The following is a 16,308-nucleotide window of genomic DNA, read 5'->3' on the forward strand; positions in this document are numbered from 1 at the left end:
ACCCGCGGTACTTCGAGCTTTGCACCGGTATGGGCACCCGTCCATACGGCGCGGGCGTTCGCCCCGCCTGTCGTGTGTGCGCCCCCACGGGGCGGGGACGCACGCCGGTGGCGGCCTGACTACGATGGGCGAGCCGGCGGCCCCGCCCGTCGACGAGTCGTTCGCCCCGCCTGTCGAGAACCCCTGGGAAGCCATGCTGAACAAGTACGCGCGTGCCTTCTTCACGCGTGTCCTCACCCCCTTCGCCGCGATGCTGTTGCGGTGGGGAGTCACCCCGGACGCCGTCACCCTCATCGGTACGGCGGGGGTGGTCGCCGGGGCGCTGATCTTCTACCCGATCGGCGAGTTCTTCTGGGGCACCGTCGTCATCACCCTGTTCGTCTTCTCGGACATGATCGACGGCAACATGGCCCGGCAGCTGGGGCGCTCCAGCCGCTGGGGCGCCTTCCTCGACTCCACCCTGGACCGGGTGGCCGACGCCGCGATCTTCGGCGGCCTCGCCCTGTGGTACGCCGGCAGGGGCGACGACCTGGTGCTCTGCGCGGTGACCCTGTTCTGTCTGGCCAGCGGCCAGGTGGTGTCGTACACCAAGGCCCGGGGCGAGAGCATCGGCCTGCCGGTGAACGTCAACGGACTGGTGGAGCGGGCCGAGCGCCTGGTGATCGCGCTGGTCGCCTGCGGCCTGTCCGGCTTCGACAAGTTCGGCGTGCCCGGCATCCACGTGCTGCTGCCGGTGGCGCTGTGGGTGGTGGCGGTCGGCAGCATAGTGACCCTGGGGCAGCGGGTGGTGACGGTACGCAGGGAGTCGGCCGAACTGGAGGCCGCCGAGTCGGCCGCCCGGCCCCCGCACGGCGACGGCGACCGCGACGGCGCCGACCGTCAGCCCGGCCCCCAGGGAACCAACGGCGCCGACCGGGGAAGCGAGAGCCCGTGACCGCGTTCACCGAACGGTTCGCCGACGGCCTGTACGGGCTGGGGTGGGCCACGGTGAAGCGGCTCCCCGCGTCGACCGCCTACCGGCTCGGGGACCAGATCGCGTACCGCACCTGGCGCCGACGGGGGCAGGGCGTACGGCAGTTGGAGGCCAACCTCGCCCGGGTGGTGGACGACCCCACACCGGAGCGGCTGGCCGAACTGTCCCGGCAGGGCCTGCGCTCGTACCTGCGGTACTGGATGGAGTCCTTCCGCCTCCCGGTGTGGACCCCGGAGGAGATCGGCGAACACGTCACCATCCTCGACTCCCACCACCTCACCGACGGCATCGCCTCCGACCGGGGGGTGATCCTGGCCCTGCCGCACATGGCCAACTACGACCTGGCCGGCGCCTGGCTCACCCGGCACCTGGGCACCCCCTTCACCACCGTCGTGGAACGGCTGCGCCCGGAGTCCCTCTACGACCGCTTCGTCGCCTACCGCACCGGACTGGGCATGGAGGTGCTGCCCCACAGCGGTGGCCGTGCCCTGGCCACCCTCGCCGCCCGGCTGCGCGCGGGCGGGCTGGTCTGCCTGGTCGCCGACCGTGACCTGTCGGCCGCCGGGGGCACCGTCGACTTCTTCGGGCAGCCCGCCCGGATGCCCTCCGGCCCCGCCCAACTGGCCCTGCGCACCGGGGCGTTGCTGCTGCCGGTGACCCTCTGGTACGAGGCGGCCCCGGCCATGGTGGCGCGGGTGCACCCCCCGGTGGAGCCGCCCACCCCGTCCGCCCCGTCGTCCAAGGGGGGCCGGGCCGAACAGGCCGCCGCCATGACCCAGACCCTGGCCGACACCTTCGCCCGGGGCATCGCCCAGCACCCCACCGACTGGCACATGCTGCAACCGGTGTGGGAGGCCGACCTCGCCTCGCCGCGGGTCGAGCCCGACCACCCCGGGAGAGCCGGCGTATGAGGGTGGGAATCGTCTGCCCCTACTCCTGGGACGTCCCCGGGGGCGTGCAGTTCCACATCCGCGACCTCGCCGAACACCTGCTGGCCCGGGGCCACCAGGTCTCCGTACTCGCCCCCTCCGACGACAGCCCCGACCCCCAGGGGGGCACGCCCGCGCTGCCCTCCTACGTCACCTCCGCCGGCCGGGCGGTGCCCGTCCCGTACAACGGCTCCGTGGCCCGCCTCAACTTCGGCTTCCTGTCGGCCGCCCGAGTCCGGCGCTGGGTCCACGAGGGCAACTTCGACGTACTGCACCTGCACGAGCCGGCCACCCCCTCGCTGGCCCTGCTCGCCTGCTGGGCCGCCGAGGGCCCCCTGGTCGCCACCTTCCACACCTCCAACACCCGCTCCCGCGCCATGATCGCGGCGTACCCGATCCTGCAACCCGCGCTGGAGAAGATCAGCGCCCGGATCGCGGTCAGCGAGTACGCCCGCCGCACCCTGGTCGAGCACCTGGGCGGCGACGCGGTGGTGATCCCCAACGGCGTGGACGTCGACTTCTTCGCCCGGGCCGAACCCCGACCGCCCTGGCTGGGCGCCACCCGCGCCCCGGCCGGCAGCTTCGGCCCGCCCACCCTGGGCTTCGTCGGCCGCATCGACGAACCCCGCAAGGGGCTGCCGGTACTCACCCGGGCACTGCCGGCCATCCTGGAACGGCTGCCCCGGGCCCGGCTGCTGGTCGCCGGCCGGGGGGACCGGGAGGCGGCGGTACGCGGACTGCCCCCGCACGTACGGGGACGGGTGGAGTTCCTCGGCACGGTCAGCGACGAGGACAAGGCGCGGCTGCTGCGCAGCGTCGACCTGTACGTGGCCCCCAACACCGGCGGGGAGTCCTTCGGCATCGTGCTGGTCGAGGCGATGTCCGCCGGCGCCCCGGTACTCGCCAGCGACCTGGACGCCTTCGCCCAGGTCCTGGGCGAAGGCACCGTCGGGGAACTGTTCCCCACCGGCGACGCCGACGCCCTGGCCCGGGCGGCGGTACGGCTGCTGGACGACCCCGAGCACCTCGCCCGACTCCGGCACAGGGCCGCCCACCACGTACGGCGCTTCGACTGGGACACGGTCGGCGCCGACATCCTCGCCGTGTACGAGACGGTCACCGACGGGGCGGCGGCCGTGGCCACCGACGAACGGGCCACCCGCCGCTGGCGCCTGGGCCACCCCCGGGGAGGCGAGGGACCATGAGCACCGCCCTGTGGGTCGCCGGACTGCTGTTGCTCCTGGTCGTCTACCTCGGCTGGACCGCCGGCCGGCTGGACCGGCTGCACACCCGCATCGACACCGCCCGCGCCGCCCTGGACGCCCAACTGCTGCGCCGCGCCTCCATCACCCAGGAGCTGGCCACCGCCGGGGTGCTCGACCCGGCCGCCTCCATGCTGCTGTACGAGGCGGCCCGCTCGGCCCGGCAGGCCGAGGAGGACGCCCGGGAGGTCGCCGAGAGCGAGCTGAGCCAGGCACTGCGGGCGGTGTTCGCGGTCAGCGCCCAGGTCGAGGTGGTGCGCCGGGCCCCCGGCGGGGACGAGACGGTGACCGAACTGGCCGCCGCCCTGCGGCGGGTGGCCATGGCGCGACGGTTCCACAACGACGCGGTACGCGCCGCCCGCGCGGTACGCCGGCACCGCAAGGTCCGCTGGTTCCGGCTGGCCGGGCACGCCCCGTTCCCGCTCGCCTTCGAGATGGACGACGAGCCGCCTCCCGCGCTCACCGACCGGGGGCAGGCGCCCGAGGAGTGACCTGGTCCGGGCCGTCCGGTGCTGTCGGGTCGGGCCAACCGGCGGGCCGGCCAGTCCACCGCCGGACAATTGGCCCTTGTCGCCGTACGCCCCCACGCGGTTGGCTTGTATCCCGGCACTGCGCGGGCGTTCCCGCCCGGCCCCGGTGGCCGGCCACGGTGCCCAGGTCAGCGGGCCGGCGACGGCCCATCGCACCCTTCGTCGAGTGAGGTCACACGTGTCCACCAGCTCTTCTTCGCAGACTCCCGAGACCGGTACCGCGCGCGTCAAGCGCGGGATGGCCGAGCAGCTCAAGGGCGGCGTGATCATGGACGTGGTCACCCCCGAGGAGGCGAAGATCGCCGAGGACGCCGGAGCCGTGGCCGTCATGGCCCTGGAGCGGGTCCCGGCGGACATCCGCAAGGACGGCGGTGTCGCCCGGATGTCCGACCCGGACATGATCGACGGCATCATCAACGCGGTGTCCATCCCGGTGATGGCCAAGTCCCGCATCGGCCACCTCGTGGAGGCGCAGATCCTCCAGGCCCTCGGGGTGGACTACATCGACGAGTCCGAGGTCCTCACCCCCGCCGACGAGGTCAACCACAGCGACAAGTTCGCCTTCACCACCCCCTTCGTCTGTGGCGCCACCAACCTGGGCGAGGCCCTGCGCCGTATCGCCGAGGGCGCGGCCATGATCCGCTCCAAGGGCGAGGCCGGCACCGGCAACGTGGTGGAGGCCGTGCGCCACATGCGGCAGATCCGGGGCGAGATCGGCCGGCTGAAGGGACTCGACAACAACGAGCTGTACGCCGCCGCCAAGGAACTGCGCGCCCCCTACGAGCTGGTGCGCGAGGTCGCCGAGCTGGGCAAGCTGCCGGTGGTGCTGTTCTCCGCCGGCGGTGTCGCCACCCCGGCCGACGCCGCCCTGATGCGGCAACTGGGCGCCGAGGGCGTCTTCGTGGGCTCGGGCATCTTCAAGTCCGGCGACCCGGCCAAGCGAGCCGCGGCCATCGTCAAGGCCACCACCTTCTACGACGACCCCAAGATCATCGCCGACGTCTCCCGGGGGCTGGGCGAGGCCATGGTGGGCATCAACTGCGACACCCTCCCCGAGGCCCAGCGGTACGCCAACCGCGGCTGGTGACACCGGCACACCCCGGCGAGACCGGAAGCCGGCCCGCCCGGTGCCCACGCGGCACCCGCGCGGGCCGGCCCCCGGCAGGAAGCACAGGCAGGCAGAGAGGTTCCCTTGCGTATCCCCACCGTCGGAGTCCTCGCCCTCCAGGGCGACGTACGTGAACACCTGGCCGCGCTGACCGAGGCGGGCGCCCGGCCGGTGACGGTCCGCCGCCCGGAGGAACTCGACGCGCTGGACGGGCTGGTCATCCCCGGCGGCGAGTCCACCACCATCTCCAAACTCGCCCACGCCTTCGGCCTGTTGGAGCCGCTGCGCCAGCGGGTCCGGGAGGGGCTTCCCGCGTACGGCTCCTGCGCCGGCATGATCATGCTGGCCAACAAGATCCTCGACCCCCGCTCGGGCCAGGAGACCATCGGCGGCATCGACATGGTCGTCCGCCGCAACGCCTTCGGCCGGCAGAACGAGTCCTTCGAGGCCGAACTCGCGGTCACCGGGGTCGAGGGCGGCCCGGTGGAGGGCGTGTTCATCCGCGCGCCCTGGGTGGAGTCCACTGCGGCCGAGGTCCTCGCCGAGGTCGACGGCCACCCCGTGGCCGTACGTCAGGGGCGGTTGCTGGCCACCTCCTTCCACCCCGAACTGACCGGTGACCACCGGGTGCACGCCCTGTTCGTCGACATGGTGCGGGAGGCCGTCGAGGAGCGGTCCGAGGTCGGCGACTGAGGCCACCGGACCGTTGTCCCAGGGCACGGGGCGTCGGTCCGTACGGGCTGGCGGTAGGATCTCCCGCGTTGGTTCTGTCGGGGAGATCGAAGGAGCGAGGCTGTGTCCGGCCACTCTAAGTGGGCAACCACCAAGCACAAGAAGGCCGTGATCGATGCCAAGCGCGGCAAGCTCTTCGCCAAGCTGATCAAGAACATCGAGGTGGCGGCACGTACCGGCGGCGCTGACCCGGACGGCAACCCCACCCTGTTCGACGCCATCCAGAAGGCCAAGAAGCAGTCGGTTCCGAACAAGAACATCGACAGCGCGGTCAAGCGGGGCGCTGGTCTGGAAGCCGGTGGCGCCGACTACCAGACGATCATGTACGAGGGGTACGGCCCCAACGGCGTCGCCGTCCTGATCGAGTGCCTCACCGACAACCGCAACCGCGCCGCCTCCGACGTACGCGTGGCGATGACCCGCAACGGCGGCTCGATGGCCGACCCCGGCTCGGTGTCGTACCTGTTCAACCGCAAGGGTGTGGTGATCGTCCCCAAGGAGGGGCTGAGCGAGGACGACGTGCTCGGCGCGGTGCTCGAAGCCGGCGCCGAGGAGGTCAACGACCTGGGCGAGACCTTCGAGGTGGTCAGCGAGGCCACCGACCTGGTCGAGGTCCGCACCGCCCTGGTGGACGCCGGCATCGACTACGACTCCGCCGACAACAGCTTCCTGCCGAGTATGCAGGTCGAGTTGGACGAGGAGGGGGCGCGGAAGATCTTCAAGCTGATCGACGCCCTGGAGGACAGCGACGACGTGCAGAACGTCTACGCCAACTTCGACGTCTCCGACGAGGTCATGGCCAAGGTGGACGCCTGAGCCACGCGGGCTCGGTGGCGACTGCCCGACACGCGGGCTCGGCCACAACCACCCGACACGCGGGCTCGGCCACAACCACCCGACACGCGGGCCGGCGGGTCACCCCGCCGGCCCGTCGTGTTGTCGGTACCGGCGGATAGCCTGCGGGACGAGTGTGCGAAGGCCGTCGGGAAGGGAAGCGTGTGCGAGTACTCGGTGTGGACCCCGGCCTCACCCGCTGCGGACTGGGCGTGGTCGAGGGGAGCGCGGGACGCCCGCTCCACATGATCGCCGTCGGGGTGGTGCGCACCCCCGCGGACGCCGAGACCCCCGACCGGCTGGTCACCGTCGAACAGGGGGTGGAGGAGTGGCTGGACGCCCACCGCCCCGAAGTGGTCGCCGTGGAACGGGTGTTCAGCCAGCACAACATCCGTACCGTCATGGGCACCGCCCAGGCCAGCGCGGTGGCCATGCTCTGCGCCGCCCGCCGGGGACTGCCCGTCGTCCTGCACACCCCCAGCGAGGTCAAGGCCGCCGTGACCGGCACCGGCCGGGCCGAGAAGGCCCAGGTTGGCGCCATGGTGACCCGGCTGCTGAGGCTGGACGCCCCGCCGAAACCCGCCGACGCGGCGGACGCCCTGGCCCTCGCCATCTGTCACATCTGGCGCGCCCCGGCCCAACAACGGCTCCAGCAGGCCCGGTTGGCCGCCGGAGGAGCACGCCGAACCCACAGCTTCCAGCGGAAGGGCACCCTCGGATGATCGCCTTCGTCTCCGGCCCGGTGGCCGCCCTCGCCCCCGACAGCGCGGTGATCGAGGTCGGCGGGGTGGGGCTGGCCGTGCAGTGCACCCCCGGCACCCTGGCCTCCCTCCGCGCGGGCGAGGACGCCCGGTTGGCCACCTCGTTGGTGGTGCGGGAGGACTCCCTGACCCTGTACGGCTTCGCCGACGACGACGAACGCCAGGTCTTCGAACTGCTCCAGACCGCCAGCGGGGTGGGACCCCGGCTCGCCCAGGCCATGTTGGCGGTGCACACCCCCGACGCGTTGCGGCTGGCCTTCTCCAGCGGTGACGAGAAGGCGCTGACCGCCGTTCCCGGCATCGGTAAGAAGGGTGCGCAGAAGCTGCTGCTGGAGCTGAAGGACCGGCTGGGCGCCCCCGGTTCGGTCGGCCAGCCCCGCCCCGCCTCCCCGGCCTCCGCTCCGGCCGGCTGGCGCGAGCAGTTGCTGGCCGCCCTGGTGGGACTGGGGTACGCCCAGCGGGAGGCGGAGGAGGCCGTCACCTCGGTCGCCCCCCGCGCGGAGGAGGCGGGTGGGGAGCCCTCGGTCCCCGAGTTGCTGCGGGCCGCGCTGCGCAGCCTCAACCGTGCGCGCTAGCCGGCCCGTTGAGGGGGTGACCGGTTCGCGGTACGGCGCTTTCCGTGCGCCGCGCGCCCCGGGCCCGTCCCGTGCGCGTCACCTCGGCGCCGGCCACCTCCCGTCCCGCGTACCCACCCCGCCCCGTAGCCTGGGGCCGCACCCCGACCGGTCGGCCCACCACCGCCTTGAGGGAAGAGACCAGTGACGTCACAGACCCCCGCCAGCCCAGGAGATCCGGCCGGCTGGGCCTCGACTCCCGAGGCGCAGCGGCTCGTTGACGCCGGCTCGTACGGTGACGACCAGGCCATCGAGGCGGCCCTGCGGCCCAAGGGCCTCGCCGAGTTCGTTGGACAGCCCAAGGTGCGCGAGCAGTTGGGGCTGGTGCTCCAGGCGGCCCGGCAACGCGGTGGTACGGCCGACCACGTACTGCTGTCCGGCGCCCCCGGTCTGGGCAAGACCACCCTGTCGATGATCATCGCCACCGAGATGGGTGCCCCGATCCGCGTCACCTCCGGCCCGGCCATCCAGCACGCCGGCGACCTCGCCGCCATCCTCTCCTCCCTCCAGGAGGGCGAGGTGCTGTTCCTGGACGAGATCCACCGGATGTCCCGGCCGGCCGAGGAGATGCTCTACATGGCCATGGAGGACTTCCGGGTCGACGTGATCGTCGGCAAGGGCCCCGGGGCCACCGCCATCCCCCTGGAACTCCCGCCCTTCACCCTGGTCGGAGCCACCACCCGGGCCGGACTGCTGCCGCCCCCGCTGCGGGACCGCTTCGGGTTCACCGGACACATGGAGTTCTACGAGACCGGGGAACTGGAGCGGGTGATCCACCGCAGCGCCGGACTGCTGGACGTGGTCACCGAACCCGAGGGCGCCACGGAGATCGCCGGCCGCTCTCGGGGCACCCCCCGGATCGCCAACCGGCTGCTGCGACGGGTCCGGGACTACGCCCAGGTCAAGGCGGACGGGGTGATCACCCAGGAGATCGCCCGCCGTGCCCTGGAGGTGTACGAGGTGGACGCCAGGGGCCTGGACCGCCTGGACCGGGCGGTGCTGGAGGCGCTGCTCAAGCTGTTCGCCGGCGGACCGGTGGGGCTGTCCACCCTGGCCGTCGCGGTGGGGGAGGAGCGGGAGACGGTCGAGGAGGTCGCCGAACCCTTCCTGGTACGGGAGGGCCTGCTGGCCCGCACCCCCAGGGGTCGGGTGGCCACCCCCGCCGCCTGGGCGCACCTGGGACTGGCCGAACCCCGGCGGGGCACCGGCGGACCGGGGCAGCCGGGGCTGTTCGGAAACTGACGGCGTTGTCGGTCGCCCACCCAGGAACCCCAGTGGGATGCTTGACGTTGTTCCATCGGCGAAGCCTCGCTTAGACTCCGCCGACGCCCTCCCTCTACCCGAGGGGCAACCCACCCCGAATAGGCCGTGACACCGCGGTCGTGCGAAGGACTTTCTTCCGTCGTGAGCATCTTTAGCCTCCTCCCGTTCCTGATCATCATCGGGGCCATGTTCCTCATGGCCCGCTCGGCCAAGAACAAGCAAAAGCAGGCCATGGAGATGCGGAACCAGATGCAACCTGGCACTGGCATCCGCACCATCGGCGGCATGTACGCCACGGTGAAGGAGGTCGGGGAGGACACCGTACTGCTGGAGATCGCCCCCGGCGTCCACGCGCACTACGCGAAGAACGCGGTGGGTGCCGTGCTGGAGCGGGAGGAGTACGACCGCATCGTTCACGGCATCGAGCCCGAGGAGAAGGCCGAGGGGGCCGAGGACGCCGAGAACTCGGACGTCGTCGTCCCGGACGACGCCTCCTCGCTGACCGACTCCCAGGACGAGGACCGGATCACCCTCGACAAGTCCGCCGACGAGGGGGACGCGGCCGAGGCACGGGACGCCGAGGAGGACTCCTCCACGAGCGAGCCCGGTGCCAAGGAGGCGAAGAAGGCGGACGACAAGAGGGCTGACCTCAGCAAGGGCAAGGGGGACGAGGACTCCAGCTCCTCGTAGGCTGCGGTGTCAGTCAGACGAGTCAGACGCCTGGGTCGCCCCCACCGACCGGTTGGCCGGAGCCGGCGACACGGCGGTTCCGTAAGACCACTTCACGCGCCGTGTGAGGCCCGTCGACCTTCGGTCGGCGGGGTGCGGCGGTTGGACAGGAAGAGACGAGAAGGTGGCAACACCAAGAAGGTCCCGAAAAGCCTCGGGCTCCTCGGCGGGCAAGCCGTGGCGGGCACTCCTGCTCATCCTTGTCGCCATCGTGGCGCTGACCGGGGGGATGTTCCTCTCCGGCCAGACCACTCCGCGACTGGGCATCGACCTCGCCGGCGGTACGAGCATCACGCTTGAGGCCAAGAACCAGCCCGGCCAGGCTGACGCGATCAACCAGACCAACATGGACACCGCCGTCGGTATCATCGAGCGACGGGTGAACGGTCTGGGCGTCTCCGAGGCCGAGGTGCAGACCCAGGGCGACCGGCACATCATCGTCAACATCCCCCGGGGCACCAACCAGCAGCAGGCTCGGGAACAGGTGGGTACCACCGCCGAGCTGGGCTTCCGGCCCGTGCTGACCGCCGCCGACGGCACCAAGAAGCCGAAGCCCGGGGACTCGAAGGGCGACAAGGGCAGCGGTGACAAGGGCGACAAGGGCGACGGCGACAAAGAGGACAGCGATCAGGGAGACGGCGACAAGGGAGACGGCGACAAAGCCTCACCCTCGTCCAGCCCCTCCACCCAGGGACGTGCGGTCACCGACGGCCTGAAGGCGCTGGCCGACGACCCCACGGACAGCCCCAAGGACGAGAAGTCCAAGGACCCGCAGAAGACCCCGGACCCCTCGGATCTCCAGAACCAGCTGCCGCAGAGCCCCGGTATCCCCGCCGCCCTGCAGAAGAAGCTGGCCGAGCTGGACTGCTCCACGCCCAAGGCGAAGGCCGACGCCAACGCCAAGGCCGCCCAGACCAAGGGCAGCGAGCCGATCGTGGCCTGCGGCAAGGACGACGGCGCCAAGTACGCCCTCGGCCCGGTGGCCGTGAAGGGCAAGAACGTCGACGACGCCAAGGCGGCCCTGGACACCGAGCGCGGCTCCGGCTGGATCGTCCAGATGGAGTTCGACAGCAAGGGCACCAAGGACTTCGGCAAGATCACCAGCGAGCTGTCCAAGAAGCAGCAGCCCCAGAACCAGTTCGGCATCGTCCTGGACGGCGAGGTCGTCTCCGCCCCCACGGTGAACCAGGCGCTCACCGACGGACGCGCGGAGATCTCCGGCACCTTCAAGCAGGAGGAGGCCGAGGACCTGGGCAACATCCTCTCCTACGGCGCCCTGCCGCTGTCCTTCAAGGTCTCCGACGTCACCACCGTCACCGCCGCCCTCGGCAGTGACCAGCTGCACGCCGGCCTGGTGTCCGGTGCCATCGGCCTCGCGCTGGTGGTCATCTACCTGGTGGTGTACTACCGAGGCCTGTCCCTGATCGCGGTGGTCAGCCTCCTGGTCTCGGCGGTCCTGACCTACACCCTCATGTCGCTGCTGGGGCCGGCCATCGGGTTCGCGCTGAACCTGCCGGCGGTCTGTGGCGCCATCGTGGCGATCGGTATCACCGCCGACTCCTTCATCGTCTACTTCGAACGCATCAGAGACGAGATCCGCGAAGGCCGGACCCTGCGCCCGGCCGTGGAACGCGCCTGGCCGCGTGCCCGACGCACCGTTCTGGTCGCCGACTTCGTCTCCTTCCTGGCCGCCGCGGTGCTGTTCATCACCACCGTCGGCAAGGTGCAGGGCTTCGCGTTCACCCTCGGCCTCACCACCGTGCTGGACGTGGTGGTGGTCTGGCTGTTCACCAAGCCCCTGATGACCATCCTGGCGCGGAAGAAGTTCTTCTCCCAGGGCCACAGCTGGTCCGGGCTGGACCCCAAGCGCCTGGGGGCCAAGCCCCCGTTGCGCCGTGGCCGTCCGTCCGCCGTCCACTCCGAACCGAAGGAGGCGTGAGATGTCCCGTCTCGGCAATCTCGGCGCCCGGCTGTACCGCGGGGAGGTCGGCTACGACTTCGTCGGCAAGAGGATGCTGTGGTACGGCGTCTCGATCCTCATCACCATCACCGCGATCGTCGGTTACGGAGTCCGCGGCCTGCACATGGGCATCGAGTTCGAGGGCGGCGCGGTGCTCACCACGCCCAAGACCTCGGCCTCGGTCGAGCACACCACCGACGTGGCCGAGGAGATTTCCGGCCAGATCGCCATCGTCCAGCAGTTGGGCAACGGCGGTATGCGCGTGCAGATCGCCGGCGTCGACACCGACACCTCCACCAAGGTGCAGAACGAGCTGGCCAAGGAACTGAAGGTCGACCCCAAGAAGGTCGACTCCCAGCTGGTCGGGCCGAGTTGGGGTGAGCAGATCGCCAACAAGGCCTGGCTGGGCCTGGGGATCTTCATGATCCTGGTGGTGATCTATCTCGCCGTCGCCTTCGAATGGCGTATGGCGGTCGCCGCCCTGGTCGCGTTGATCCACGACATCACCATCACCGTGGGTGTCTACGCCCTGGTCGGCTTCGAGGTCACACCGGGTACGGTGATCGGTCTGCTGACCATTCTCGGTTACTCCCTGTACGACACGGTCGTGGTGTTCGACTCCCTCAGAGAGTCCACCCGGGGCGTCACCAAGCAGAGCCGCTACACCTACAGCGAGATCGCCAACCGCAGCATCAACGGCACCCTGGTGCGTTCCATCAACACCACCGCGGTGGCCCTGATGCCGGTGGCCGGCCTGCTGTTCATCGGTGGCGGGATGCTCGGCGGCGGAATGCTGAACGACATCGCCCTGTCCCTGTTCGTGGGTCTGGCCGCCGGTGCGTACTCCTCGATCTTCATCGCCACCCCACTGGTGGCCGACCTCAAGGAGCGCGAGCCCCAGATGAAGGCCCTGGCCCGCAGGGTGCGCACCAAGCGCCTCAAGGCCGAGGCCCAGGAGGGGCACCAGGACGAGGACGACGCCCCCGAGGCGGCCGACTCCTCCGACGGGGCCCACGACGACTCCTCCGACGACGGCCCGGAGCCCACCCTCGCCAAGAGCGGCTCCACCTCCGCTCCCGGAGTGGTGGGCCAACGGGGCGGCGGCAACCGCCCCCAGGGCAACCGTGGCCGTGGCTCCGGCCGCTCGGGAGGCCGGGGTGGCAAGGGCGGCAAGGCTTCGGGAAGGCGACGGTGACCCGATGAGCGAGATACTGACCTCCCTCACCGACGGTGCCCGGCAACGTCTGCTGGAGCGCATCACCGACGTGCCGGACTACCCCCAGCAGGGCGTGCTGTTCAAGGACATCACCCCGCTGCTGGCCGACCCGGAGGCCTTCGGCACCGTGGTCGACGCCCTGACCGGGCTGTGCGGTCGGCACGGCGCCACCAAGGTGGTGGGGCTGGAGGCCCGGGGGTTCGTGCTGGCCGCCCCGGTCGCCCTGCGTGCCGGCCTCGGCTTCGTACCGGTCCGCAAGGCGGGCAAGCTGCCCCGTCCGACGCTGGCCCAGGAGTACGCGCTGGAGTACGGCACCGCCACCATGGAGGTGCACGCCGACGACCTGGGCGCCGGTGACCGGGTCCTGGTCGTGGACGACGTACTGGCCACCGGAGGCACCGCCGAGGCCTCGGTGGAGCTGGTCCGCAGGTCCGGCGCCGAGGTCGCCGGAGTCGCCGTACTGCTGGAGCTGGGTTTCCTCGATGGCCGAAGTCGACTGGAACCGGCACTGCGCGGAGCGGCCCTGGAGGCGTTGATCGCCCTCTGATGTCCTGGTGAGAGCGCAGCTCAGGGGCGGTGTCCACTCGGTGGGCACCGCCCCTGAGTCGTGCCGTCGGTACCGCCCGGGAAGCCGACGGCGGTGGCCGATACCATGGCATCCCGACCCGTTGATGGCCGGCCCCCTTCTCCGCCCACCGTAGGAGGTGGGGGTCCCGAGGAGCGCACTTGCCAGACGAGGCCCAGCCACTCAGCACCGCCCACGAGGACGCGCCCGGGGCGGAACCCCCACCGGCGCCGTCCCGCAACGGCGACGGGTCCGGCACGGACCGCCGGGCCGCCGCGACGCCGCAGCGTGGAGAGCGCCCGGACGCCGAGACGTCCCCCTCCCAGCGGCCCGCGACCGAGCGGGAGCCCTCGGGGGAGGGCGAGCCGGGTGACCGCGCCCGCCCGACGTCTCCCAACGGCGCGACCTCCCTCGGCCGGCGCTCCGACGCGGCGGCGGACCGGGTGGCCCCGGCCCGCGCGGTGTCCGGGGTGTCGGGCCGTACCGGCTCCTCCAACCGCGTACGGGCCCGGTTGGCCCGGCTGGGAGTGCAGCGCTCCAGCCCCTTCCTGCCGGTGCTGGAACCCCTGCTGCGGATCGTGCGGGGCAACGACCCCAAGATCGAGTCCTCCACCCTGCGCCAGATCGAGCAGGCCTACCAGGTGGCCGAGCGCTGGCACCGGGGCCAGAAGCGCAAGAGCGGCGACCCGTACATCACGCACCCGCTGGCCGTCACCACCATCCTCGCCGAGCTGGGCATGGACCCGGCGACGCTGATGGCCGGGCTGCTGCACGACACCGTGGAGGACACCGAGTACGGCCTGGACACCCTGCGCCGTGACTTCGGCGACTCGGTGGCGCTGCTGGTGGACGGGGTCACCAAGCTGGACAAGGTCAAGTTCGGTGAGGCCGCCCAGGCCGAGACGGTCCGCAAGATGGTGGTCGCGATGGCCAAGGACCCCCGGGTCCTGGTGATCAAGCTGGCCGACCGGCTGCACAACATGCGCACCATGCGCTACCTCAAGCGGGAGAAGCAGGAGAAGAAGGCCCGCGAGACGCTGGAGATCTACGCCCCGCTGGCGCACCGGCTGGGCATGAACACCATCAAGTGGGAGCTGGAGGACCTGGCGTTCGCCATCCTCTACCCCAAGATGTACGACGAGATCGTACGGCTGGTGGCCGAGCGCGCCCCCAAGCGGGACGAGTACCTGGCGTTGGTCACCGACGAGGTCCAGGCCGACCTGCGGGCCGCCCGTATCAAGGCCACCGTGACCGGCCGCCCCAAGCACTACTACAGCGTCTACCAGAAGATGATCGTGCGCGGACGCGACTTCGCGGAGATCTACGACCTGGTGGGCATCCGGGTCCTGGTGGACACCGTGCGGGACTGCTACGCCGCGCTGGGCACCGTGCACGCCCGGTGGAACCCGGTGCCGGGGCGGTTCAAGGACTACATCGCGATGCCCAAGTTCAACATGTACCAGTCGCTGCACACCACGGTGATCGGCCCCGGCGGCAAGCCGGTGGAACTCCAGATCCGCACCTTCGACATGCACCGTCGCGCGGAGTACGGCATCGCCGCGCACTGGAAGTACAAGCAGCAGGCGGTCGCCGGGGCGTCCAAGGTCCGCAACGACACCCCCAAGGGTTCCGGCAAGGGCGGGACCAAGGGCGAGGACCACCTCAACGACATGTCCTGGCTGCGGCAGTTGCTGGACTGGCAGAAGGAGACCGAGGACCCGGGGGAGTTCCTGGAGTCCCTGCGCTTCGACCTCTCCCGCCACGAGGTCTTCGTCTTCACGCCGAAGGGCGACGTGATAGCGCTGCCGGCCGAGGCCACCCCGGTGGACTTCGCGTACGCGGTCCACACCGAGGTCGGCCACCGCACCATAGGGGCCCGCGTCAACGGACGCCTGGTGCCGCTGGAGTCCACCCTGGAGAACGGCGACCTGGTGGAGGTGTTCACCTCCAAGGCCGCCGGAGCCGGGCCCTCCCGGGACTGGCTGGGCTTCGTCAAGAGCCCCCGGGCCCGCAACAAGATCCGGTCCTGGTTCTCCAAGGAGCGCCGGGAGGAGGCCATCGAGCAGGGCAAGGACTCCATCGCCCGCGCGATGCGCAAGCAGAACCTGCCCATCCAGCGCATCCTGACCGGCGACTCCCTGGTCACCCTGGCCCACGAGATGCGGTACCCGGACATCTCCGCGCTGTACGCCGCGATCGGCGAGGGGCACGTCTCCGCGCAGAACGTGGTGCAGAAGCTGGTGCAGGCCCTCGGGGGAGAGGACGCCGCCAACGAGGACATCGCCGAGACCACCCCGCCGATGCCCACCCGCACCAAGCGGCGGAGCAGCGCCTCCGACCCCGGAGTGGTGGTCAAGGGCGTGGACGAGGTGTGGGTGAAGCTGGCCCGCTGCTGTACCCCGGTACCCGGCGACCCCATCATCGGCTTCGTCACCCGGGGCAGCGGGGTGTCCGTACACCGGGCGGACTGCGTGAACGTCGACGCCCTGTCGAGGGAGCCGGAGCGGATCCTGGACGTGGAGTGGGCGCCCACCCAGTCCTCGGTGTTCCTGGTCGCCATCCAGGTGGAGGCCCTGGACCGGTCGCGGCTGCTGTCGGACGTCACCAGGGTGCTGTCCGACCAGCACGTCAACATCCTCTCGGCGGCCGTACAGACCTCCCGGGACCGGGTCGCCACCTCGCGGTTCACCTTCGAGATGGGCGACCCCAAGCACCTGGGCCACGTGCTGAAGGCGGTACGGGGAGTGGAGGGCGTCTACGACGTCTACCGGGTGACCTCGGCCCGCAAGCCGTAGGCCGCGCCGGGCTCACCGGAGACGCCCCACCGGAAGA

15 protein-coding genes are annotated in these 16,308 nt (G+C 71.2%); all 15 read left to right on the forward strand.

Features of this window, described 5'->3' with window-relative positions; genetic code table 11:
• Positions 1 to 193: 193 nt before the first annotated feature.
• The 15 genes from pgsA to ABZT14_RS17990 all read left to right on the forward strand — a co-directional run bounded on the left by pgsA (position 194) and on the right by ABZT14_RS17990 (position 16,271).
• Positions 194 to 934, forward strand: a complete 741-nt coding sequence (gene pgsA / locus ABZT14_RS17920; protein WP_356304072.1) for a phosphatidylinositol phosphate synthase — start codon at positions 194 to 196, stop codon at positions 932 to 934.
• The gene (locus ABZT14_RS17925) at positions 931 to 1,884 is read left to right on the forward strand and encodes a phosphatidylinositol mannoside acyltransferase (RefSeq protein WP_356303346.1); all 954 of its coding nucleotides are present in this window, start codon (positions 931 to 933) and stop codon (positions 1,882 to 1,884) included. Before pgsA ends, ABZT14_RS17925 begins: the two co-directional genes overlap by 4 nt.
• On the forward strand, positions 1,881 to 3,107 hold the full coding sequence (locus tag ABZT14_RS17930) for a glycosyltransferase family 4 protein (RefSeq protein ID WP_356303349.1): 1,227 nt from the start codon (positions 1,881 to 1,883) through the stop codon (positions 3,105 to 3,107). Before ABZT14_RS17925 ends, ABZT14_RS17930 begins: the two co-directional genes overlap by 4 nt.
• Positions 3,104 to 3,655 carry a hypothetical protein gene (locus tag ABZT14_RS17935; protein ID WP_356303352.1) on the forward strand — a complete coding sequence of 184 codons (552 nt, stop codon included), beginning with the start codon at positions 3,104 to 3,106 and terminating at the stop codon, positions 3,653 to 3,655. The genes ABZT14_RS17930 and ABZT14_RS17935 overlap by 4 nt, the downstream gene beginning before the upstream one ends.
• A gap of 217 nt (positions 3,656 to 3,872) precedes the next feature.
• Positions 3,873 to 4,781, forward strand: coding sequence for a pyridoxal 5'-phosphate synthase lyase subunit PdxS (gene pdxS, locus ABZT14_RS17940; RefSeq protein ID WP_356303355.1), 909 nt, complete (start codon positions 3,873 to 3,875; stop codon positions 4,779 to 4,781).
• A gap of 105 nt (positions 4,782 to 4,886) precedes the next feature.
• On the forward strand, positions 4,887 to 5,495 hold the full coding sequence (gene pdxT, locus ABZT14_RS17945; protein WP_356303358.1) for a pyridoxal 5'-phosphate synthase glutaminase subunit PdxT: 609 nt from the start codon (positions 4,887 to 4,889) through the stop codon (positions 5,493 to 5,495).
• Positions 5,496 to 5,597: 102 nt separating this feature from the next.
• Positions 5,598 to 6,350: a YebC/PmpR family DNA-binding transcriptional regulator gene (locus ABZT14_RS17950; RefSeq protein WP_356303361.1), complete on the forward strand. Its 753-nt coding sequence runs from the start codon at positions 5,598 to 5,600 to the stop codon at positions 6,348 to 6,350.
• A gap of 182 nt (positions 6,351 to 6,532) precedes the next feature.
• Positions 6,533 to 7,090, forward strand: coding sequence for a crossover junction endodeoxyribonuclease RuvC (gene ruvC, locus ABZT14_RS17955; RefSeq protein WP_356303364.1), 558 nt, complete (start codon positions 6,533 to 6,535; stop codon positions 7,088 to 7,090).
• Complete coding sequence (gene ruvA / locus ABZT14_RS17960; RefSeq protein WP_356303367.1) at positions 7,087 to 7,704, forward strand: Holliday junction branch migration protein RuvA; 618 nt, start codon at positions 7,087 to 7,089, stop codon at positions 7,702 to 7,704. The genes ruvC and ruvA overlap by 4 nt, the downstream gene beginning before the upstream one ends.
• Positions 7,705 to 7,992: 288 nt before the next feature.
• A complete protein-coding gene (gene ruvB / locus ABZT14_RS17965) occupies positions 7,993 to 8,985 on the forward strand; it encodes a Holliday junction branch migration DNA helicase RuvB (protein ID WP_356304075.1) in 993 nt (330 codons plus the stop codon).
• Between the two features lie 162 nt (positions 8,986 to 9,147).
• Complete coding sequence (gene yajC, locus ABZT14_RS17970; RefSeq protein WP_356303370.1) at positions 9,148 to 9,696, forward strand: preprotein translocase subunit YajC; 549 nt, start codon at positions 9,148 to 9,150, stop codon at positions 9,694 to 9,696.
• Between the two features lie 163 nt (positions 9,697 to 9,859).
• Positions 9,860 to 11,674, forward strand: coding sequence for a protein translocase subunit SecD (gene secD / locus ABZT14_RS17975; RefSeq protein ID WP_356303373.1), 1,815 nt, complete (start codon positions 9,860 to 9,862; stop codon positions 11,672 to 11,674).
• A 1-nt stretch (position 11,675) separates the two neighbouring features.
• Entirely contained in the window at positions 11,676 to 12,890 is a 1,215-nt protein-coding gene (gene secF, locus ABZT14_RS17980; protein ID WP_356303376.1) for a protein translocase subunit SecF, read from the forward strand.
• A 4-nt stretch (positions 12,891 to 12,894) separates the two neighbouring features.
• Positions 12,895 to 13,458: an adenine phosphoribosyltransferase gene (locus ABZT14_RS17985; RefSeq protein WP_356303379.1), complete on the forward strand. Its 564-nt coding sequence runs from the start codon at positions 12,895 to 12,897 to the stop codon at positions 13,456 to 13,458.
• Positions 13,459 to 13,637: 179 nt separating this feature from the next.
• Positions 13,638 to 16,271, forward strand: coding sequence for a RelA/SpoT family protein (locus ABZT14_RS17990; RefSeq protein ID WP_356303382.1), 2,634 nt, complete (start codon positions 13,638 to 13,640; stop codon positions 16,269 to 16,271).
• Positions 16,272 to 16,308: the final 37 nt, after the last annotated feature.

The organism is Streptomyces sp. NPDC005438 (assembly GCF_040606315.1).
Classification (GTDB): Bacteria; Actinomycetota; Actinomycetes; order Streptomycetales; family Streptomycetaceae; genus Streptomyces.